The organism is Fictibacillus phosphorivorans, from assembly GCF_001629705.1.
Taxonomy (GTDB): domain Bacteria; phylum Bacillota; class Bacilli; order Bacillales; family Fictibacillaceae; genus Fictibacillus; species Fictibacillus phosphorivorans_A.
This window is the reverse complement of record NZ_CP015378.1, coordinates 1,970,559-1,992,415: the sequence shown is the minus strand read 5'-3', so window position 1 is coordinate 1,992,415 and position 21,857 is coordinate 1,970,559. Positions and strand designations below refer to the sequence as shown.

Below are 21,857 nucleotides of genomic sequence, written 5' to 3'. Positions count from 1 at the left end.
TCAAGGAACTAGATAACAGTTGGGGTGATTGAATATGTATTCCATTGGAGAAGTTGCAAAGCTGCTTAACGTAACGACTCATACACTGCGATTTTATGAAAAAGAAAAGATTATCACACCAGAACGAACAGAGAATGGAGATCGACGTTATTCTGAATCTCATTTACAATGGCTGGGATTTGTCATAAAACTCAAAGAAACTAAAATGCCGCTTGCTCAGATCAAAGAATATGCTTCATTATTCGTACAAGGAGATCATACCAGTCAAAAGAGGTTGGGTTTGTTAAAGAATCATCAAGATCATGTTCAGAAACAAATACAAGTATTAATAGATATTGATGATATGTTGCGCAAAAAGATAGCAACTTATGAAGAACATATGCAAAAAAGAGATATCACCTAAACCATTGAGAGGTGTTACATACATGCAACAAAAAAGAATTCGAGATTTTGGTGTGAAGATCGGGAAGCTTGAGACCGGTCAGAATAACTCGATTACAGATGTAGTAGGGGTTTCAGTAGGACACGTGACACTAAGCGAAGGAAATTGTCAAACAGGGGTTACCGCTATCATTCCTCATGAAGGAAATACATTTATGGAGAAACTGATCGCTTCAAGTTATGTGATCAATGGGTTTGGAAAAACAATGGGAACCATTCAGATGAAAGAACTAGGTGTCTTGGAAACGCCTATTATACTTACGAACACATTGAGTATCGGCACGGCTTCTGATGCATTAATGGCATATATGTTAGAACGAAATCCAGAAATCGGAAGAACAACTGGAACGGTAAATCCTATTGTTGGGGAATGCAATGACATGTTATTAAATGATGTAAGAGCACAATTTATAGAGAAACATCATGTAGTAGAAGCACTACAAAATGCAGGGAAGCATGTAATAGAAGGCAGTGTTGGAGCAGGGACAGGTATGCTTTGTTATTCGTTAAAAGGTGGCATTGGAACGGCTTCTCGGTGTTTTTCAATCGACCAGCAGATGTATACGATAGGCATACTTGTTTTATCAAACTTTGGTATACTGAGCGACTTACAGATAAATGGTAGAGCGATCGGACAAGAATTAAAGGAAGCTTTGCTAAAATCGTGGGAAGAAAAAGACAAAGGATCTGTGATGATTATTGTTGCAACCGATCTTCCGGTTTCCGAAAGACAGCTAAATCGAATTATTAAAAGGTCAGTACTCGGGTTATCAAGAACGGGTTCATTTATTACTCATGGAAGTGGGGAAGTGGTGATTGGTTTTTCAACAGCAACAAAGATTCCTCACTTTAAACCAAAGCATATCACTACCATTCCTACGATTCATGAAGAAGATTTAGATCTTGCTTTTAGAGCAGTTGGTGAAGCAACAGAGGAAGCGGTGTTAAACTCGCTTGTAACGGCTTCACATGTTAGCGGTAGAGATGGGAATGAACGGCCAGCGTTTAAAGATCTTTTAGAGGAATTTAATATTCAGTTAGCTTAAAATGATAAGAAACTACACAAAAAGATCCCTATCGAAATTATGTCGATAGGGATCTTTTTTGATTTATACAAACAAATTTAATAGCAAGATAAAGCCTAGACCAGCAACTGAGATAATGGTCTCTAATAAAGTCCAAGTTGCAAAGGTTTCTTTCATACTTAAACCAAAATATTCTTTGAACATCCAGAAACCAGCATCGTTCACATGTGATGCTATTAAACTACCAGCACCTGTAGCTAAAACGACTAACGCAAGATTGACATCGGTCTGACCTAATAGTGGAATAACTAGTCCTGCTGTTGTTAATGCAGCAACTGTCGCAGACCCTAAAGAGATTCGAAGGATGGCTGCAATGATCCAAGCTAACAAGATTGGAGAAAATGTAGTATCTTTGAACAATTCAGCTACATAATCACCAACACCACCGTTGATTAATACTTGTTTGAAGGCTCCACCTCCACCAATAATTAACAGCATCATTCCGATATGTGTGATAGCTGTCGTACATGAGTCCATAACCGTTGTAATTGGAATTTTTCTTGCTAATCCCATCGTATAAACAGCTACTAGTAATGAGATCAACATGGAAGTAGAAGCGTCACCAACAAAACGGATAATTTCAAATGTCTTTGAGTCATCGATCCCCATCGTGTTTTGAATAAGTGTGATCACCGTAGCAATCGACATCAAAATAACTGGAAGCATCGCTGTAAACACTGAGATACCAAAAGAAGGTGTATCTTCTAATTTAAAAACTTTTTGTTCGCCTAATGAAGCAATATTTCCTGTTTTGTTAAATGAGTCTGGTACAATCTTTTTTGCAATTTTCGTAAACACGGGTCCAGCTAGAATAACAGTTGGAATCGCAATGATGAATCCATAAAGTAAAACTTCACCAATATTCGCACCATATTCACCTGCAATTACCGTTGGACCTGGGTGAGGAGGCAAGAATCCGTGCGTTACAGAAAGAGCCGCTACCATTGGAATACCTAGATAAAGAATGGAAACGCGTAATTGTTTTGAAATGGCAAATACGATTGGAATTAACAATACAAGACCTACTTCAAAGAATAAAGCGATACCAATAATAAATGAAGCAACAACAATCGCCCATTGAATTTTCTTTTCACCGAACTTCTCGATCAGTGTAATGGCAATTCGTTGAGCACCGCCAGCATCAGCGATCAGTTTACCTAACATTGCGCCTAAACCAAAGATTAACGCCAAATGCCCGAGCGTTCCACCAAGACCTGCTTCAATGGATTTTACGATTTCTCCAAGTGGCATACCTAATGCTAATGCAACACCGAATGATACGATGATCAAAGAAATAAATGTGTTTAACTTGAAATACATGATTAATACTAACAATGCTAAAATTCCACAAGCTACGATAAATAATGGCATGATAAATCCCCCTGATACTAATTTTCTCTATGAATCAAACTTCTTTGATACGCTGCAATACGTGAATAATCTTCTTCTAGTTTTCTAGATAGACTAATAAAGATGGGTAACAATTCTCTATATTCTTTTACCGCGTCTTCATTTGGAGTATGAGTGTAGGTGCTCCCAACCATGTTTGAAGCTGCTTCGAACGATTCTATTCTTCCTGTTGCATACAATCCAAGAATACATGCCCCTAAGCAAGAACTTTCGTAAACTTCAGGAACGGCTAACTCTGTATCAAAAATGTCCGACATCATCTGACGCCATGTTTCTGATCGAGCAAAGCCACCGGTCGCTTGAATTCGGGTTACCGGTTCATCCATACATTCGACCAATGCTAGATACACGGTATAAAGGTTATAAATCACCCCTTCCAGTGCAGCTCTGATCATATGTTCTTTTTTATGAGACAACGTTAGACCGAAGAATGAGCCTCGAACATCTGAATTCCAAAGTGGAGCACGTTCACCAGCGAGGTAGGGATGAAACAATAAACCATCCGCTCCTGGTCGAACACGTTCGGCTATTTTTGTAAGGATTTCATATGGATCGATTCCTAATCGCTTTGCTGTTTCGAGTTCTGAGGCAGCGAATTCATCGCGAATCCAACGCAGGACTACACCACCGTTATTTACCGGGCCACCGATGACCCAATGGTTCTCTGTTAAGGCATAACAAAAAATTCTTCCTTTTTCATCTGTTTGTGGTTTATCAATTATTGTACGAATAGCGCCGCTTGTACCAATGGTTACTGCGATCTCACCCTTACCAATCGCATCAACTCCAAGGTTTGATAACACTCCATCACTCGCACCAATAATAAATGGAGTCTTTGGATCGATTCCAATCTGTTTTGCAATATCCAATTGACAATGATTGAAAATCGTAGTTGTTGGAACTAAGGTAGAGAGTTGGTCTCGATTAATCCCAGCAACACGTAAAGCCTCTTCATCCCATTCCAGATTTTTTAGATTCATGAGCCCCATGGCTGAGGCGAGAGAATGATCGACAACATATTCATTGAATAAGCGATGGAAGATGAACTCTTTAATTCCTATATACTTTTTTGCTCTTGCTCCGATTTCAGGCTGATCATTTACAATCCAAGCGATTTTACTTAATGGACTCATTGGATGGATAGGAGTACCTGTTCGTTCATAGATCTCATGCCCGTTAAATTCCATTTTTATCTTTCGTGCCCAAGCTTCACTACGATTATCTGCCCAAGTGATGCAGGGTGTTAATGGATTATCGTTTTCATCCATTGCAATCACGCTATGCATCGCAGAGCTAAATGAAATGAAGGAGATAGCTTTAGAAGGTATATCAGATTTCTTAACAACATTTGTAAGGGTTTGCAAAACTGTCTGGAAAATTTCCTCTGGGTTTTGTACCGCAGTAGAAATGTCAGGCGTGTGAAGCGGATACCCGATGTTCTCCTGTGAAAGAACTTCACCTTTCTCGTTGAATAATACTGCTTTAGTACTTGTAGTTCCGATGTCGACTCCTACCATATAGCTTTTTCTATGTTGTGTACTGTCGATATCTGTCATTGATTTACTCCTTTTCTTGCTCTCTTGCTTTCGATAGCAATTGCTGTGACATCCATAAATCGTCTACTTTTCCTTGAACATCATCAAAATTTTGATGAAGGGATTGAATCATGATTTCTCTATTTTTTGAAGAGATTGCATCAATGTAGAGTTCATGGTTTTTCATGATTCGAGAAAGGTCATCGTATTTTTCGTTAAAATGCATGCGCATGGATAATAAAATGAAGCTTTCCATAACTGGCTTCGTGTTGTTCCAGATCATGGTGATATACGAATGGTTAATCGAACGAATGATTGTTTCATGAAACAAGACATCTTGAAATGCAAACTCATCAGCATCTTTGTACTTTTTAGCGATCTGCATCATCTCTAAAATTTTTGTGAGTTCTCTAACTACTTGAGTGGTATCGATTTTAACCAATCGTTCAAACACAAACGTCTCAATAAGTAGGCGAACATCATAAATTTCTTCTATTTCTTTTTCTGTTAATCCGACCACAACTGCACCCATACGCTCTAACCGAATTAAGTTTTCATTTGATAGAACCTTAAGTGCTTCTCTTATAGGAGAGCGGCTTACATGGTATTCAGCAGCTAATTTATTTTCAGATAGAGTGGTACCGCTTTCAATGAGTCCCGAAATGATCCTCATTCTCAACTCACATGCGACACGTTCTCCAGTGGAAGCTTTAGAAAGCCACTTTTCAGGATAAAGAAAATCATTAGTATCGTTCAGCATAATAACCTCCTTTTGTAGAACGAGTATACTTGTATACAAGTATTATAGTACAGTGATCATAAAATGCAAGCGCTTTTATTTATCGTTAAAAACAAATAGTTGCCAAGCGTTTGATAAAAGGGAGGAGCGAAGTCATTAAAATAGAAAAGAACAATTCATTTAATAAATTGTTCTTTTCATTATTTATTCAAGTAATAATGGTACTTCTTCTTTCTTCTTCATATCAGTACCGTGAAACTCATTGTATCGGGGGTGCATCTTTAATAGTTCATCAACCGTGACAATTTCATAACCCATTTCTTTTAGTCTAGGAAGGATGATCTTTAATGCAGCAACGGTTTGACTTCTATTACCGCCAGAATCATGCAAAAGAATAATATCTCCGTTTTTTAAATTCGTTAGGATGTGTCTAGCGATCCTTTCAGATCCTGGATTCGTCCAATCACGTGGATCTTGATGCCAAGACCATAGGATAACTTTATATCCCTCTTTTTTTAAGATTTTTAAACTGTTCTCTGTAACCGTCCCACCTGGAGGTCGAAACAATTTTATGTAATCTGAATGATGAGCAGGATCTAGAAGATGCTCAGTCTTTCTAGTTTCAACTACTACTTTATGCCTTGAAATTGTGTGGAAACTTGGATGATTATACGTATGGTTTCCGATTTCATGTCCTTCTTTTAGTTCTCTTTTAACAATCTCTGGGTACTTTTCAACCCTTTTTCCGATAAGAAAGAATGTAGCATGAACGCCTTCCTTTTTAAGAACATCTAGGATCTGAGAAGTGTATACCGGGTCTGGTCCATCGTCAAATGTAATCGCAACTTGTTTCTTTTTTGAAGGAACTTCCCAGATCACATCTCCATACTTTTCAACTTCAAAACGATTTACAACACCAGCATCTACTTTAGGTGTGAGAAAAAGAATGTGATATAAGAACATCAAAACAATCACTCTTATAGTGGTAAACATTATGAGCCCTCATTCTAAAATTTAATACCTTTAGTATTTGTAAGTAGAAACTGATTTATTACAAAGCTGTTTTCGCTTCTATTAATAGTTGGTATCCGTTTTAGATGTTCGCTGTTAACAGAAGAAATGTCCTTGCAACAAAAAAGCTGTTCAAAGAATTATTTTGAACAGCCTGCGTGTGTATATTTTACAATCCAGTAGGAGAAAGAGAGATTGCTTTTAATGCGTGATCTAAGTCATAGATCAGATCGTCTACGGTTTCAATTCCGATTGAAAGACGAATTAATTCTGGACTCACGCCAGATTTTCTTTGTTCTTCTTCTGATAACTGCTGGTGTGTTGTGCTAGCAGGGTGGATGATTAGCGATTTGGAATCTCCAACGTTCGCCAGGTGGGAGAAGATACTAACGTTTTCGATCAATTTCTTACCTTCCTCAACACCGCCTTTAACACCAAACGTAAGAATCGCACCAGCTCCTTTAGGCAAATATTTTTGAGCTAAATCATAATAAGGACTGCTAGGTAGCCCTGCATAGTTTACCCAGTCAACGGATGGATGGTTTTCTAAGAACTTCGCTACTTTAAGTGTATTTTCAACGTGTCTTTCAATACGAAGAGCCAACGTTTCAAGCCCTTGAATGAATAAGAACGAATTGAACGGTGCGATGGAAGATCCTAAGTCTCGCAGCAACTGCACGCGAGCTTTTAGAATATAAGCAAGCGGACCAAAAGCATCCGTATACACGATTCCTTTATAGCTTGGATCTGGCTCAGTCAGCCCAGGGAACTTACCATTGCTCCAATCAAATTTCCCAGAATCAATGATTACACCACCGACTGATGTACCATGTCCACCAATGAACTTTGTTGCAGAGTGCACAACGATATCCGCTCCATGCTCGATCGGACGACAAAGGTAAGGCGTTGCCAATGTATTATCCACTATAAGAGGAACCCCTGCGTCATGTGCGATATCAGCAATGGATTGAATATCTGCAACATCGATTTTTGGATTGCCGATGGTTTCGATGTAAACGGCTTTTGTTTTTTCAGTTATAGCATCTTTAAACGATTGAAGGTTATCAATCTCAGCAAATTGTGTATGAATACCGAGCTTAGGGAGAGTGACAGAGAACAGGTTATACGTTCCACCATATAGAGAGGTAGAAGCAACGATCTCATCACCAGAGCCAGCGATATTAAATATGGCATTTGTAATGGCAGCCTGACCAGATGAAAGGGCAAGTGCACCAACTCCGCCTTCTAATTTAGCGATTGTCTGCTCAAAAGCGTCTTGAGTCGGATTCATCAATCGCGTGTAGATGTTCCCAAATTCTTTTAGCGCAAATAAGTTAGCTGCATGTTCCGTAGAGTTAAACTGATACGAAGTAGTTTGGTAAATCGGAACTGCTCGAGCTCCTGTAGTAGGATCTACTTTTTGACCCTCGTGTAATGAAATCGTTTCAAACCCGTACTGTCTTTTTGGATTTTGATCAGTCATTTTGAAATCTCTCCTCAACATTAATATTTTTATATCCAATCTCATTCAGTTTCAACTTATCCCAGAAAAAAAGACCTCTTCCAAAAGAAGAGGTCCCGATGATTTCACCCGATCGAAGTCTCATCTTTCAGAACAATGATTGTTCTGCTGAAATTAGCACCATGCGTTTCCGCTGGTTGCCGGGCTTCATAGGGTCAGTCCCTCAGCCTCTCTGGATAAGAAGATTAGAATATTGAATTAAGATTTATAATACATAGCTCATAATCAATAGTCAACAGAATTTTTCAAAAATTTTGGATTTTTATTTTCCGGATTGCTTTTGACCGCATAGATAATCCCGACCGCCCAAAAAGCAGCAAGTACAAAGTAGATCGAGAACAACATCTTGTTGGGTATACCAAGAGTATGAAGAAGAGTTCTTATGTTAGTAATAATGATGAGCCCTCCGACTAAGACCCCTAGTATGTGTGAGGGTATAAGACGGACAAGCCACGCAGCAATAGGAGCAGCAATTACTCCTCCAAGCATTAAAGCTCCGACCCAAAGCCATTCAACTTGTTCCCAACCAAGGGCGACAAAGAAACCGATTGATGCAGATACAGCTACTGCAAATTCGCTGGTATCTACAGAACCGATCACTTTTCTGGTTGTTAGATCTTGTTTTGCCATTAGGACCGGAGTAGTGACTGGGCCCCAGCCTCCACCACCTGTAGCATCTAAAAAACCTGCTAATAATCCAAGTGGAATAAGTTGTTTCTTTGTAAAGGGTTTTCCATTGGCTGTTGCTTTCTTCTCTCCAAGTTTAAACAGAAAACGATATAAGATATAAATCCCAAGGATAATTAAAAAGATAGAGATATATGGTTTAACAACATCTCCAGGCAGGTTACTTAAAAAACAAGCACCTACAAAAGCTCCTATAGAGCCGGGAAGGATTAAACGAAGAACGACTTGCCGGTCAACGTTTCCGAACTTAATATGAGAAGCGCCGGATGCCGCAGTGGTTACGACTTCAGCAAGATGTACTGATGCAGATGCAGCTGCAGGAGCAATTCCCGCTACTAAGAGCAATGATGTAGATGTAACGCCATAAGCCATACCTAGTGAACCATCAATCAACTGTGCAACAAGACCAATAAGAGCCAATACGATTAACTTTTTCATATTCTTCCTCCTCAAAATAAAAAGGCCCTTAACAAGTGATGTTAAGAGCCTTCGGTTTACCGATCAGCGATACGGATTAAATTTTAGTTAATACTATATGATCCTAAAAGATAAAAAGTCAACTGTTTGTTTAAATTTTTTGTAAAAATAGAAAAATGAAAAAATAGGTCTTGATATCCATTTCAGATATGATATGATTTTATAAAATTTAAACTCTTATCAAGAGTGGTGAAGGGATCTGGCCCGATGAAACCCGGCAACCTGCGATCGTAAGGTGCTAACTCCAGCAGAATGTTTTTACATTTTGGAAGATAAGGTAATACGTTTACCTCCACTATCTTTCCGAAATGGGAAGGTTTTTTTTATTGTTGTTTTCATATTCGTTGTTGCTTTTGAAAGAGTTGATTTCCGTTGCAGATACTCGCTTTCCGTGGGGCAGGCGGTGAGCCACATTCGTACGTTCCCGTATAAGTGTCTCACCGGCCCGCCTGTCCCACAGGAGTCTCGCATCTTCCACTCCAATCAAAAGTCAAAGAAGAAATAAGTAAGACTTAGAAAACAACAATTTTTAGGAAAAATTTTTTAAAAGTTAATGAATGTTGTAAAGGGAGGCAGTGGAGTGGCGAACGAAAATAGTGCAAACGATTTTCTTCCTCAGCTTCAAAAAATGCTGAGCAGTATTAAATTTGGATCAATCACATTAATCGTACAAGATGGAAAAGTAATTCAGCTGGAAAAAAACGAGAAGGTAAGAATTAAATAGCTCGCTGACTAGAAAACTAGAGGCGGTTTTAACGATTGGGCAAAGTCCTAAAAACGTTAAAGCCGCTTTTTTAATGGCAAGAAGGAGGTAACAAATTGCTAACGTACGAAACATGGGACGAGAAAACCCGTGATTTTAATAGTGATAATCCCACAAAAGGTGCACTGCATGTTTTGAAGTGGGCTTATGAAACGTATGAAGATGATCTGGTTTATGCGTGCAGCTTCGGAATTGAAGGTAGCGTCCTGGTTGATCTCGTTCATCAAGTAAAACCGGATGCTCAAATTGTTTTCCTTGATACACATCTACATTTTCTAGAAACGTATGAAGTCATTGAAGCAGCGAAGAAAAGATATCCATCCCTTCACATCATATTGAAAACACCGGCTTTATCTCTTGAAGAACAAGCGAGTAAGCATGGTGAAGAGCTTTGGAAATTAAATCCGAATCAATGCTGCAATATTCGAAAAGTGATTCCTTTAGAAGAAGAACTGAACGGAGTAACAGCTTGGCTTTCAGGACTACGCCGTGAACAGTCACCTACCCGCCAAAACACGCAATTTGTTAATCGGGACGGGCGATTTAAAAGCATTAAGATTTGTCCGCTTATTCATTGGACTTGGAAAGACATTTGGCGTTATGCCCACAAACATGATTTGCCGTATAACAAACTTCACGACAATGGTTATCCAAGTATAGGTTGCGAGCCATGTACACAGGCTGCACTAAACGCAGATGACCTTCGTTCTGGACGTTGGTCTGGTTTAGGAAAACTAGAATGTGGCCTTCATCAGAGCGATAGCCAATAAAGAGAATTTCAGGAGGAGAGAAACATAATGAGTACAATACAGCCCCATGGAGGGAATTTAATCAACCGTTATCAGCCAGAGACACCTTACCAACACATAAAAAAAGAAATAACTCTCGATGCGACAGCAATTAGTGATCTTGAATTAATCGCTATTGGGGCATATAGCCCGTTAACAGGATTCTTAAATCAAGAAGACTATCAATCTGTTGTTCATGACATCAGGCTAAGTGATGGAACGGTTTGGAGCCTTCCAATCACGTTACCGGTAAATCGTGAAACTGCTGAAGGGCTCAGCGTGGGTGAAGAAGTTCGGTTAACTTACGAAGGAGATACGTACGGAATCCTGCAGGTTAGTGATATTTATACTCCTATTAAGCAAATAGAAGCAGAGAAAGTCTACAAAACTAATGATAACGATCATCCTGGTGTAAAGAAATTGCTGGATCGTCCTTCTGTGTATGTAGGCGGAGACATCACGCTCGTTAAACGTCCTCTGAAAAAAGAATTTGAAGCCTATCATCTCGATCCTAGTGAAACGAGAAAGACCTTTAGTGATTTGGGCTGGAAAACAGTAGTAGGCTTTCAAACGAGAAATCCAGTTCACCGTGCACATGAATATATCCAAAAAACAGCGCTTGAAACGGTGGATGGCCTCTTCTTAAACCCGCTCGTCGGTGAAACGAAATTAGACGATATACCAGCTGATGTTCGAATGGAGAGCTACCATGTTCTTTTACAAAACTATTATCCAAGTGACCGTGTTTTCCTAGCTGTTTTTCCAGCCGCCATGCGCTATGCAGGTCCACGTGAAGCAATTTTTCACGCTCTCGTTAGAAAAAATTATGGCTGTACACATTTTATTGTAGGCCGTGATCATGCAGGCGTCGGTAATTATTACGGGACATATGAAGCACAAGAAATCTTTTCACAGTTTACAGCAGATGAAATCGGCATAACCACACTTTTCTTTGAACACAGTTTTTTCTGTAAAAAATGTGAAGCAATGGCCTCGTCTAAAACGTGTCCTCACACAAGTGAAGATCATGTGATCTTATCCGGAACAAAGGTACGAGAACTGCTTCGTAATGGTGATTTGCCGCCTAACACTTTTAGCCGTAAAGAAGTAGTAGAAGTCTTAATAAAAGGGCTAAGAAAACATGAAGAAAAAGAGCGAAAAGGAGATTCTAATGAGCAAACCGCACAATATAATCTGGCACGATAGCTCAATTACAAAAGAAGATAGACGAAAGCAAAATAACCATTCCAGTTTTGTTCTTTGGTTTACCGGTCTTTCTGGTTCAGGTAAATCAACCATTGCAAACGTACTTGCAAAAGAACTGTACGATCGAAACATCCGGAACTATGTACTGGATGGAGACAACATCAGAAATGGATTAAATCGTGATCTATCGTTTTCAGATGAAGATAGAACGGAAAACATCCGTAGAATATCAGAAGTTTCTAAGCTGTTTGTTGAAAATGGAACGGTTGTGCTGACAGCATTTATCTCTCCATTTTTACAAGATCGCGAGAAGGCGAAGGCAATTGTTTCAGAAGAAGAGTTTATTGAAATCTTTGTATCATGTCCAATTGAAGAATGTGAGAAAAGAGATCCAAAGGGATTGTACGGCAAAGCGCGAAAAGGTGAGATTCCTGATTTCACTGGAATTGATTCACCTTACGAAGAACCAATATCACCTGCTCTTACCATTCATACGAACGAACAAAGTGTTACCGAGAGTGTTGTGGTCATCTTAAACTATTTGAAAAACAGGAAGTTGATTTAACTAACGATAAAGGAGATCGAAAACGATGGCATATGAAAAAGCGTGGACAGATAATCCTAAAATTAATAAAACAGAGCAAAAAAAGCTCGTAAAAGACGGCTTAAAAATATTTGAAGATATTCCTCATTACGCGGAAAACGGCTTTTCTTCTATTCCGAAAGAAGAATGGGATAATTTCAAGTGGGCGGGCCTATATCTGCAGCGTCCTAAAGAAGACGGCTATTTTATGATGAGAGTCAATGTTCCGTCTGGCATCTTAAGCAATGAACAAGTAAAAGCATTAGCTCATATTTGCAAAGATTACGGAAGAAACGTATTCGATATCACAACACGTCAAGCTATTCAATTTCACTGGCTGACCATTGAACAGATCCCAGATATCTTTAATCGGTTAGAAGCAGTTGGATTATCAAGTGCTGGTGCATGCGGTGACATTACGCGAAATATTATGGGGAATCCGATTGCAGGTATCGATCCACACGAACTTTTTGATACTACTGAGATCGTAAAAGAAGTATATGAGTTCTTTCAGTACAATGAAGATTTCTCTAATTTGCCGAGAAAATACAAAATGTCTATTAGCTCAAATGTAAACAATAGTGCACATGCTGAAATTAACTGTGTGGCATTTACTCCGGCTTTTAAAGAGATTGAAGATAAAGAGATTCCAGGATTTCATATAAAGATCGGGGGCGGTCTTTCTTCTCGTCCTTTCTTAGCACAGCCACTCGATGTGTTCATTGAACCGCATCAGGTAAAAGAGGTTTCAATCGCGATTACTACTATTTTCCGTGACTACGGATATCGGGAAAAGCGTCACCTTGCACGCCTTAAGTTCTTGATGGCAGATTGGGGACCAGAAAAATTTAAAGAAAAGCTTCTAGAATATACCGGACCGCTTCACTCTAAAGGAAAAGATGCTCTTAAAACATGGAACGGCGGATACTTCTATGGTGTTCATCCTCAAAAGCAAGAGGGATTAAGTTATATCGGCTTTAACGTACCTGTTGGCCGACTTCATGCTGATGAAGTTTTAAAGCTTGCTGAAATTGCAAAGAAATACGGAAACGGTGAAATTCGAACGGTAAATTCTCAAAACTTAATTATTCCTAACGTTAAACACGAAAACGTCGAGTTGCTTTTACAAGAAGGCATTTTCAAACGCATCACTACGCAGCCTCTATCTTTCATTGGTCATTCTGTTTCTTGTACCGGGATTGAGTATTGTAACTTGGCACTCGTTGAAACGAAAGAAAGAATGCGCAGAATTGCTGAGACTCTCGATCAGCAAATCGCACTGGATGTTCCCGTTCGCATTCATATGGTCGGCTGTCCTAACTCCTGCGGACAGCGTCAGATCGCAGATATTGGCCTTCAAGGCGTATTGTTAAAAACGAAAGAGAAAAAGATGGTTCAAGCCTTTGAGATTTATGTAGGAGGCACACTTGATGATGGCGGAAAGTTTAACGAAAAGCTAAAAGGAAAGTTCCATGCGGATTCGTTAGACGAAGTACTTTTCCGTTTCCTTACTGTATTTAAAAATACAAAACTTCCATCAGAAATCTTTTTTGATTATATAGACCGTGTCGGGTTGGAACATCTTCAAATAGAGCTGGACCGAATTGCAGAAGAATTAGAAGAAAAAGTCTCATAAAATGGAGGTCTCGCTATGTATTTATACCGGTTCGAAGTGATTTTGAAATCAGAGGTTATTCCTGTTGTGATAGCAGCTTCAACAGATGAACAGGCTTTTCAATTAGTTGACATCGAGCTCGAGAAGTATTTTTTGAAACAGCCTGAAGTTGATGAGATCTCTCTTTATGAAAAGAAACGAATTCGAACGGGGAACGGCTTTGTGCTGTATGAACGTGAAACGATATTAAATCCTTAAAGGAGTGATGATGATGGGAAAAGTGTATCTTGTCGGAGCTGGTCCGGGTGATCCAGGGCTGATAACTGTAAAAGGTCTGCGTTGTATACAAGATGCGGATGTCATTTTATATGATCGATTAGTGAACAAAGAACTGCTCTCTTATGCAAAACCTGACTGTGACTTAATCTATTGCGGTAAACTGCCAAACTATCATTTCATGAAGCAAGAAACGATCAACAGTTTCTTAGTTAAACACGCTCAAAAAGGAAAAGTTGTAACTCGCCTTAAAGGCGGTGATCCCTTCGTGTTTGGAAGAGGAGGAGAAGAAGCAGAAACACTTGCAAGAAGTCGCATTCCTTTTGAGGTGATTCCTGGGATAACATCAGGGATTGCAGCACCAGCTTATGCGGGCATTCCTGTTACACATCGAAACATCGCTTCAAGTTATGCGGTCGTCACAGGTCATCGCAAAAAAGGCAAAGAAGATGAACTGAAATGGGAAAGTCTAGCGAACGGTATTGATACGTTAGCAATCTATATGGGAGTGGGCAACCTAGGTTATATTTGCAAACAGTTAACGAAGAACGGAAAAAGCAAAGACACACCAGTTGCTCTCGTTCAATGGGGTTCTTTAGAGAATCAACGAACCGTTACAGGTACACTTGATACGATTGAGGAAATCGTGCTTACTGAACATATTGAGAATCCGAGTATGATCATTGTTGGTGAAGTCGTTCGTCTTCGCAGTGAACTGAAATGGTTCGAACAGCTGAACGATGAACAGAGTAAGCTTGCTGACGTAAGAGAGGCTTTGTAAATGAAGGCATTGCTCTTTATCTGTCACGGTACAAGACTTGCAAAAGGACGAATAGAAGCAGAAGAATTTGTGAGACTTTGTATGTCACAAGTGGATGTGCCCATTAAAGAGATTTGTTTTCTAGAGCTTGCTGAACCCTCTATCGCTCAAGGATTTGAAAGGTGTATACAAAAAGGAGCAACGAACATCTCTGTGATTCCTGTGTTCTTATTAAGTGCTAATCATATAAAAATAGATATTCCAAAAGAACTTCACCACTTCCAGAATCAACATCCAGGAGTTGAAGTGATTTACGGGCGTCCCTTCGGTGTACATGAAGCCATTTCGCATTTGTTGTGGGAGAAGATCACTAAAAACACAGTTAGTTTAAGAAAAAATACACATATCTTGCTTGTGGGAAGAGGCAGCACGGATCAAGATGTAAAGCGGGACCTAGAAGCAATAGCGTCTAACGTTCAAAACCATTACGGAATTCCTAGTATTCAAGCATGTTTTCTAACTGGTTCAGAACCAAGCTTTGAAGAGGCTCTATGGAATAGTCACAAGTTATATGATCAAGTCATCGTTGTGCCTTATCTTCTATTTTCAGGGCTATTAATAAACGGGGTGAAACTTACGATAAAACGCTATCAGCAACAATCAAAACAAAACGTAACTCTTTGTGAGACGCTCGGCTACCACCCTATTCTTAAAGATGTTTTGCTCACGCGTATCAATGAAACACTTGAAACAAAGAAGTATGCATTTTCTTAAGAAGAGAGGAATGCTATGTATCCCATACATGTAAACTTGTCTGGTAAAACGGTCGTTGTAGCAGGGGGTGGTTTGGTAGCCTATCGAAAAATTAAAGATTTATTAAATGAAGAAGCAAAAATTACTGTAATCAGTCCAGTCGTTGTTAAGGAGATTCAGCAATGGCATACAGAAAAAAAGCTGACTTGGATCGAAAGAGAAGTAAAACGTGCAGATTTGGAAGAAGCGTTTCTAATCATTGCTGCAACCAATAGTAAAGAGATTAATTCTTGGATTGCAGAACAAACCAGTCCGAAACAGCTTGTGAATGTTGTTGACCAACCAGACCTAGGTAACTTTATTGTTCCTAGTGTCGTAAAGAGAGGGAAACTCATTTTATCAGTTTCTACCTCTGGAGCTAGTCCAAGTCTATCTAAATCTATAAAAAAAGAGCTTCAGCAAAAATACAGTGAAGACTATGAAACGTATTTAGATTTTTTATTCCAATGCAGATCCATCTTTAAGAAGGAATTTCCGGAAAAATATCGAAAAGACTTATTAACAAAGCTAACAGATCAGTCGTTTTTATATGACGTAGAAAAACAACGCTCGTATAAACAGGAATTATTAAAGATACTAGAACCCAAATTAGTAAATGAACCAATAAATGAATAAATCCTTATCAAGAGAGGTAGAGGGAGCGGCCCTATGAAACCTCAGCAACCAGCAGCTACAAGCTGAAAAGGTGCTAATTCCTGCGAGTTCAAATGTTGAACTTGTAAAGATAAGAAGACCCCGACGCTTAAAAAAGTCTTCTTTTATAGAAGGCTTTTTATTTTTATAGAGGAGGCTATCATGAGTTTAATCACAGACTTAGAACAAAACAAGATCCTAATCGGTGATGGTGCGATGGGAACGCTTCTGTATTCGTATGGATCTGACTTTTGTTATGAAGAGTTAAATCTTTCTCAAGAAGAACAGATTTATAACATCCACAGGGCTTATTTAGATGCAGGTGCTGATATTATTCAAACGAATACGTATGCAGCAAACTATTCGAAGCTTGAACGTTACGGACTTCAAGATCATGTGAAAGAGATCAATAAAGCCGCTGTTCATATTGCTAGAAAAGCCGCTCATAACGAATATGTTGTAGGTACGATCGGTGGAATACGCGGCATTAAACCAAATAGCATTTCTCTGGATGAAATCAAGCGCAGTTTTCGTGAGCAGCTGTATTGTTTGTTGATGGAGAATGTAGATGGCATACAACTTGAAACGTATTATGACCTGGAAGAACTAGAAACAGTTTTAGAGATTGCTAGAAAAGAAACATCTCTTCCGATCATTGCTCAAGTGTCATTGCAGGAAGTCGGTTTTATGCAGGACCGTACACCAATCTCAGATGCTTTGATTCGTTTAGAGAACATTGGCGCAGATGTCGTGGGATTGAACTGCCGACTCGGACCGTATCACATGCTGATGACACTAGATGAAGTGCCTATACCTAAACGTGCCTATTTATCAGCCTTTCCTAATGCGTCACTGCCATCATATGCAGATGGACGTTTTAAGTATGAAGGGGACGCGGATTATTTTAAAGAATGTGCCCATTTGTTTAGGCAGCAAGGTGTTCGGCTATTAGGCGGATGTTGTGGTACGACTCCTGCTCATATTCATGCTTTTTCTAGTGAACTTAAAAACTTAAAGGCTATAACTGAAAAAATAGTGAAACAAAGAAAGCAAAAGATTGTCATCCAGACAGCATCAAAACCTAAATACGTACCACTAAGTGAAGAAGTAAAGAAGAAGCAATCTATTATTGTTGAATTAGATCCACCACGTAAATTAGATACATCGCGTTTTATGGAAGGAGCCAAGGCGTTAAAAGAAGCGGGAATCGATGCACTTACCCTCGCTGATAATTCACTCGCTTCACCACGTGTTTGCAACTCTGCATTAGGGTCGATTGTGCAGTCCCAACTTAACCTTCGCCCGCTCGTTCATATTACGTGCCGTGACAGAAACTTAATCGGCCTTCAGTCTCACTTGATGGGACTTCACACGCATGGAATACATGAAGTACTAGCTGTGACTGGAGATCCCGCAAGCGTCGGAGATTTCCCAGGTGCATCGTCTGTTTATGATGTCACGTCTTTCGAACTGATCAAGCTCATTAAGCAGTTTAATGAAGGGTTATCACTATCAGGTAAAGAGCTTGGAGAAAAAACATCCTTTACAGTAGGAGCGGCATTTAACCCTAACATCCGGTCCATTGATAAAGCCGTTGAACGGTTAGAGAAAAAAATCGCTTATGGCGCAGATTACTTCATCAGTCAGCCTGTTTTTTCAGAGCAAAGACTTATTGAAACGTATGAAGCAACAAGACATATCGATAAACCGATCTATATTGGGATTATGCCGTTAACTTCTTCCCGAAATGCTGAGTTTCTTCATCATGAAGTTCCAGGCATCAAACTGTCTGATTCTGTCCGTGATCGCATGGGCAAGTGTAAAGATGATCCAACACAGGCATGCAAAGAAGGCTTATTGATTGCCAAGTCATTATTAGACACAGCTATGGAACTCTTTAACGGCATCTACTTGATCACGCCATTTATGCGTTACGAACTAACCGTGGAATTAGCACAATATGCACGAGCTAACTCTCCATCACTTTTAGCCAGGAGGTCACAGAATGCCTAAGTCATCAATAGAAAAGCAGCTAGAATCAAAGATCTTAATCATGGATGGTGCGATGGGAACGATGCTTCAAGAAGCTGAACTCACACCAGATGATTTTGGCGGTGAGGCGTATGACGGTTGTAATGAGTATTTAAATGTAACAGCACCCCATGTTATTGAATCTATTCATTATAAATATCTTGAGGCGGGCGCCGATATCATTGAAACGAATACATTCGGCGGTACAAATCTTGTACTGGATGAATACACACTCGGACATAGAGCTTATGAGATCAATAAGCTTGGAGCAGAAATTGCAAGAAAAGCCGCTGATGTTGTCTCAACAGAACAGTGGCCACGTTTTGTTGCGGGCTCACTCGGACCGACCACAAAAACACTCAGTGTTACGGGAGGAACGACGTTTGATCTGTTAAGAGAAGCTTATGCTGAACAAGCACGAGGATTGATTGACGGAGGTGCAGATTTTCTCCTCTTAGAGACAAGCCAAGATATGCTTAATGTAAAAGCTGGCTTTTTAGGGATCGAGCAAGCTATTGAACAAACGGGAAATAGAATCCCGCTCATGGTTTCTGGAACGATTGAGCCGATGGGAACCACACTTGCGGGTCAGTCGATTGAGGCCTTCTATATTTCGTTGAAGCATATGAACCCGATCGCAGTAGGATTAAACTGTGCGACAGGTCCTGAATTCATGCAGGATCATATCCGTTCTCTGTCAAACCTGTCTACAACAGCAGTGAGCTGTTATCCGAACGCAGGACTTCCAGATGAAGAAGGAAATTATCATGAAACACCAGAATCTCTAGCCGCTAAGCTTTCCGGATTTGCAGAAAAAGGATGGCTGAATATCGTGGGTGGCTGCTGTGGAACGACACCTGCTCATATTGAATCACTATCAAAAGTTATGAAGAACTATACGCCACGTCACTTGCAAATTAACGAAATTCATATGGTCTCTGGAATCGAACCTTTTATATATGATGATCCGACGTTAAGACCGATCATGGTAGGAGAAAGAACAAATGTTATCGGATCACGAAAATTCAAACGGTTGATCGCTGAACGGAAATTTGAAGAAGCGGCTGAGATTGCAAGGGCTCAAGTAAAAGGCGGTGCTCATGTACTCGACGTTTGTTTAGCTGACCCTGACCGTGATGAATTAAGAGACATGGAAGCGTTTATGAAAGAAGCGGTGAAGAAGGTGAAGATTCCCTTTGTCATCGACTCTACGGATGAGGATGTTATCGAGCTCGCTTTAAAATATTCACAAGGTAAAGCCATCATCAATTCTATTAATTTAGAAGACGGTGAAGAACGGTTTGAAAAGGTGATCCCGCTTCTTCATAAATATGGAGCGGCAGTTGTTGTCGGAACGATTGATGAAACAGGTATGGGTGTGTCTGCAAAACGAAAACTGGAAATCGCTAAGAAATCGTATGACCTTTTAGTGAATAACTATAACGTTTCACCTTCAGACATCATATTCGACCCACTCGTTTTTCCTGTTGGAACGGGTGATGAACAGTATATCAGATCCGCCAATGCAACGGTTGAAGGAATACGCTTAATAAAGAAACATTTTCCAAAGTGCTTAACCATTCTAGGGGTTAGTAATGTATCTTTTGGTTTACCTCCTGTAGGCCGTGAAGTATTAAATGCGGTATACCTATATCATTGCACACAAGCGGGACTCGATTATGCCATCGTAAATACAGAAAAGCTAGAACGTTTTGCCTCCATTGCACCAGAAGAGATTGAAATGGCAGAAAACCTACTATTTCGTACAACAGAAGAAGCTTTATCTATTTTTACAGACTTTTATAGAGGAAAGAAAAAAGAAGTCAAATCAAGACTGCCAGATATGACATTAGAAGAGCGGCTTCACTATTACATCTTAGAAGGAACAAAAGAGGGTCTCATTCCTGATTTAGAAATAGCTTTAGAACAGTACGCTACACCGCTAGCTATCATTAATGGACCATTGATGGATGGCATGAAAGAAGTCGGCCGACTTTTTAATGAAAACCAATTAATTGTTGCAGAAGTCCTTCAAAGTGCAGAGGTGATGAAAGCCTCTGTTGCCTTTTTGGAGCCATTCATGGAAACGAGTGATGAGTCTGCATCAAAAGGAAAAGTTTTGCTCGCAACCGTTAAAGGTGACGTGCATGATATCGGTAAAAACCTTGTAGACATCATATTAAGCAACAATGGTTTTAAAGTAGTCGATTTAGGCATTAAAGTAACGTCTCAAGAATTGATTGAAGCGATTAGAAAAGAACAACCTAACATTATCGGTCTCTCCGGGTTGCTTGTTAAATCCGCTCAGCAGATGGTTTTAACTGCAAATGACATGCGTGAAGCGAACATCTCTACGCCTATATTAGTCGGTGGTGCAGCCTTATCAAGGAAATTTACCGATACAAAGATATCTAAGGAATACGAAGGAATGGTTCTTTATGCGAAAGATGCAATGGAAGGACTTTCACTTGCTAACCAAATTCAAACGCCAGAAGATTATGATAAACTGGCTGATGAGTTTCACGAAAGGAAAAAAAGTGTAGTGAGTGATGCAGGGAGCTATGAGGGCCTTTCGTCAGCTGCAACAGCTGTAAGGGTCCGGTCAAAAGTATCTCAGACCGCTCCAATTTTCGTTCCAAAAGATACAAAAAGGCACATTTTAAGAAATTACTCATTGTCCCATATACAGCCTTACATCAATTTACAAATGCTTTTAGGGCATCATCTAGGGATTAAAGGGAAAATTTCTCGACTGCTTCAAGAGAAAGATGAGAAAACCCTTCAAATCAAAGCAGTTGTAGAGGGACTTTTGGCAGAAGCTAAGAATAAGAATTTAATCACTCCTTCAGCACTATATCAATTCTTTCCAGCGCAAAGTGACGGTGACAGTGTACTCATTTATGACCCTATCGATCAACAAACGGTTATCGAAACATTTGATTTTCCTAGACAAAACAAAGAGCCCTATCTTTGTATAGCGGATTACTTACGATCAAAAGACAGCAGGGAAATGGATTACGTCGGTTTCTTTTCTGTAACAGCTGGAACCGGGATTCGGGAGCTAGCTGCAGAACTAAAAAAAGAAGGCCGTTTTCTAGAAAGCCACGCTCTCCAGGCATTAGCTTTAGAAACAGCAGAAGGCTTTGCTGAACTTGTTCACCAACAGATGCGAGATCGATGGGGCTTTCCGGATTCAGTAGACTTTACCATGAGAGAACGCTTTTCTGCAAGGTACCAAGGGCAACGGTTCTCCTTTGGGTATCCAGCCTGTCCAGAACTTGAAGATCAGCAAAAACTATTCAAACTGATTCAGCCTGAAGATATTGGTATTCAATTAACAGATGGCTGCATGATGGAGCCAGAAGCATCTGTATCTGCAATTGTTTTTGCTCATCCAGAAGCACGGTATTTTAATGTGTTAAGCTAGAATAAAGCACCTGATTTTAGTTTCATTTGCTTAACTTGGGTTCTATATGTAGCAT

At 39.7% G+C, this 21,857-nt stretch carries 18 protein-coding genes, 1 pseudogene and 3 riboswitches; of the genes and pseudogenes, 13 read left to right on the top strand and 6 right to left on the bottom strand.

Annotated elements, in window-relative coordinates:
- The first annotated feature begins 34 nt into the window (after positions 1 to 34).
- On the top strand, positions 35 to 403 hold the full coding sequence (locus ABE65_RS10090) for a MerR family transcriptional regulator (protein WP_066394313.1): 369 nt from the start codon (positions 35 to 37) through the stop codon (positions 401 to 403).
- Positions 404 to 425: 22 nt separating this feature from the next.
- A complete protein-coding gene (locus ABE65_RS10085) occupies positions 426 to 1,487 on the top strand; it encodes a DmpA family aminopeptidase (RefSeq protein ID WP_066394311.1) in 1,062 nt (353 codons plus the stop codon).
- 63 nt (positions 1,488 to 1,550) lie between these two features.
- Here the strand turns inward: ABE65_RS10085 and ABE65_RS10080 are convergent, their stop codons facing one another.
- From ABE65_RS10080 to ABE65_RS10055, 6 genes and pseudogenes are all read right to left on the bottom strand, one after another.
- A complete protein-coding gene (locus ABE65_RS10080) occupies positions 1,551 to 2,897 on the bottom strand; it encodes a GntP family permease (protein ID WP_066394309.1) in 1,347 nt (448 codons plus the stop codon).
- Between the two features lie 17 nt (positions 2,898 to 2,914).
- Positions 2,915 to 4,492, bottom strand: coding sequence for a gluconokinase (gene gntK, locus ABE65_RS10075; protein ID WP_231887879.1), 1,578 nt, complete (start codon positions 4,490 to 4,492; stop codon positions 2,915 to 2,917).
- 4 nt (positions 4,493 to 4,496) lie between these two features.
- Positions 4,497 to 5,231, bottom strand: coding sequence for a GntR family transcriptional regulator (locus ABE65_RS10070; protein WP_419471040.1), 735 nt, complete (start codon positions 5,229 to 5,231; stop codon positions 4,497 to 4,499).
- A 183-nt stretch (positions 5,232 to 5,414) separates the two neighbouring features.
- Entirely contained in the window at positions 5,415 to 6,203 is a 789-nt protein-coding gene (locus ABE65_RS10065; RefSeq protein ID WP_066394307.1) for a polysaccharide deacetylase family protein, read from the bottom strand.
- Between the two features lie 187 nt (positions 6,204 to 6,390).
- Positions 6,391 to 7,704: a homocysteine synthase gene (locus ABE65_RS10060; protein ID WP_066394305.1), complete on the bottom strand. Its 1,314-nt coding sequence runs from the start codon at positions 7,702 to 7,704 to the stop codon at positions 6,391 to 6,393.
- Positions 7,705 to 7,821: 117 nt separating this feature from the next.
- A riboswitch (SAM riboswitch) is annotated at positions 7,822 to 7,926 on the bottom strand.
- A gap of 179 nt (positions 7,927 to 8,105) precedes the next feature.
- Positions 8,106 to 8,868: pseudogene (locus ABE65_RS10055) on the bottom strand (sulfite exporter TauE/SafE family protein); the annotation flags it as partial.
- Between the two features lie 213 nt (positions 8,869 to 9,081).
- A riboswitch (SAM riboswitch) is annotated at positions 9,082 to 9,186 on the top strand.
- A gap of 301 nt (positions 9,187 to 9,487) precedes the next feature.
- Here ABE65_RS10055 and ABE65_RS21515 point away from each other — a divergent pair.
- The 11 genes from ABE65_RS21515 to metH all read left to right on the top strand — a co-directional run bounded on the left by ABE65_RS21515 (position 9,488) and on the right by metH (position 21,802).
- Complete coding sequence (locus tag ABE65_RS21515) at positions 9,488 to 9,631, top strand: YezD family protein (protein ID WP_231887878.1); 144 nt, start codon at positions 9,488 to 9,490, stop codon at positions 9,629 to 9,631.
- A 95-nt stretch (positions 9,632 to 9,726) separates the two neighbouring features.
- Positions 9,727 to 10,440: a phosphoadenylyl-sulfate reductase gene (locus ABE65_RS10050; protein ID WP_066394299.1), complete on the top strand. Its 714-nt coding sequence runs from the start codon at positions 9,727 to 9,729 to the stop codon at positions 10,438 to 10,440.
- Positions 10,441 to 10,467: 27 nt separating this feature from the next.
- Positions 10,468 to 11,664 (top strand): sulfate adenylyltransferase, encoded by a 1,197-nt coding sequence (gene sat / locus ABE65_RS10045; RefSeq protein ID WP_066394296.1) that lies wholly within the window; start codon positions 10,468 to 10,470, stop codon positions 11,662 to 11,664.
- Positions 11,630 to 12,229: an adenylyl-sulfate kinase gene (gene cysC / locus ABE65_RS10040; RefSeq protein WP_066394293.1), complete on the top strand. Its 600-nt coding sequence runs from the start codon at positions 11,630 to 11,632 to the stop codon at positions 12,227 to 12,229. Before sat ends, cysC begins: the two co-directional genes overlap by 35 nt.
- A 25-nt stretch (positions 12,230 to 12,254) precedes the next feature.
- Complete coding sequence (locus ABE65_RS10035) at positions 12,255 to 13,883, top strand: nitrite/sulfite reductase (protein ID WP_066394291.1); 1,629 nt, start codon at positions 12,255 to 12,257, stop codon at positions 13,881 to 13,883.
- Between the two features lie 15 nt (positions 13,884 to 13,898).
- Positions 13,899 to 14,120 carry a DUF3906 family protein gene (locus ABE65_RS10030; protein ID WP_066394287.1) on the top strand — a complete coding sequence of 74 codons (222 nt, stop codon included), beginning with the start codon at positions 13,899 to 13,901 and terminating at the stop codon, positions 14,118 to 14,120.
- 13 nt (positions 14,121 to 14,133) lie between these two features.
- Positions 14,134 to 14,919: a uroporphyrinogen-III C-methyltransferase gene (gene cobA / locus ABE65_RS10025; protein ID WP_066394284.1), complete on the top strand. Its 786-nt coding sequence runs from the start codon at positions 14,134 to 14,136 to the stop codon at positions 14,917 to 14,919.
- Positions 14,920 to 15,672, top strand: coding sequence for a sirohydrochlorin chelatase (locus ABE65_RS10020; RefSeq protein WP_066394277.1), 753 nt, complete (start codon positions 14,920 to 14,922; stop codon positions 15,670 to 15,672).
- A gap of 15 nt (positions 15,673 to 15,687) precedes the next feature.
- Positions 15,688 to 16,326: an NAD(P)-binding protein gene (locus ABE65_RS10015; protein ID WP_066394272.1), complete on the top strand. Its 639-nt coding sequence runs from the start codon at positions 15,688 to 15,690 to the stop codon at positions 16,324 to 16,326.
- Position 16,327: 1 nt separating this feature from the next.
- Positions 16,328 to 16,442, top strand: a riboswitch (SAM riboswitch).
- Between the two features lie 64 nt (positions 16,443 to 16,506).
- Positions 16,507 to 18,357 carry a bifunctional homocysteine S-methyltransferase/methylenetetrahydrofolate reductase gene (locus tag ABE65_RS10010; RefSeq protein WP_066394269.1) on the top strand — a complete coding sequence of 617 codons (1,851 nt, stop codon included), beginning with the start codon at positions 16,507 to 16,509 and terminating at the stop codon, positions 18,355 to 18,357.
- Complete coding sequence (metH, locus tag ABE65_RS10005; RefSeq protein ID WP_066394266.1) at positions 18,350 to 21,802, top strand: methionine synthase; 3,453 nt, start codon at positions 18,350 to 18,352, stop codon at positions 21,800 to 21,802. The genes ABE65_RS10010 and metH overlap by 8 nt, the downstream gene beginning before the upstream one ends.
- The last annotated feature ends 55 nt before the right edge of the window (positions 21,803 to 21,857 follow it).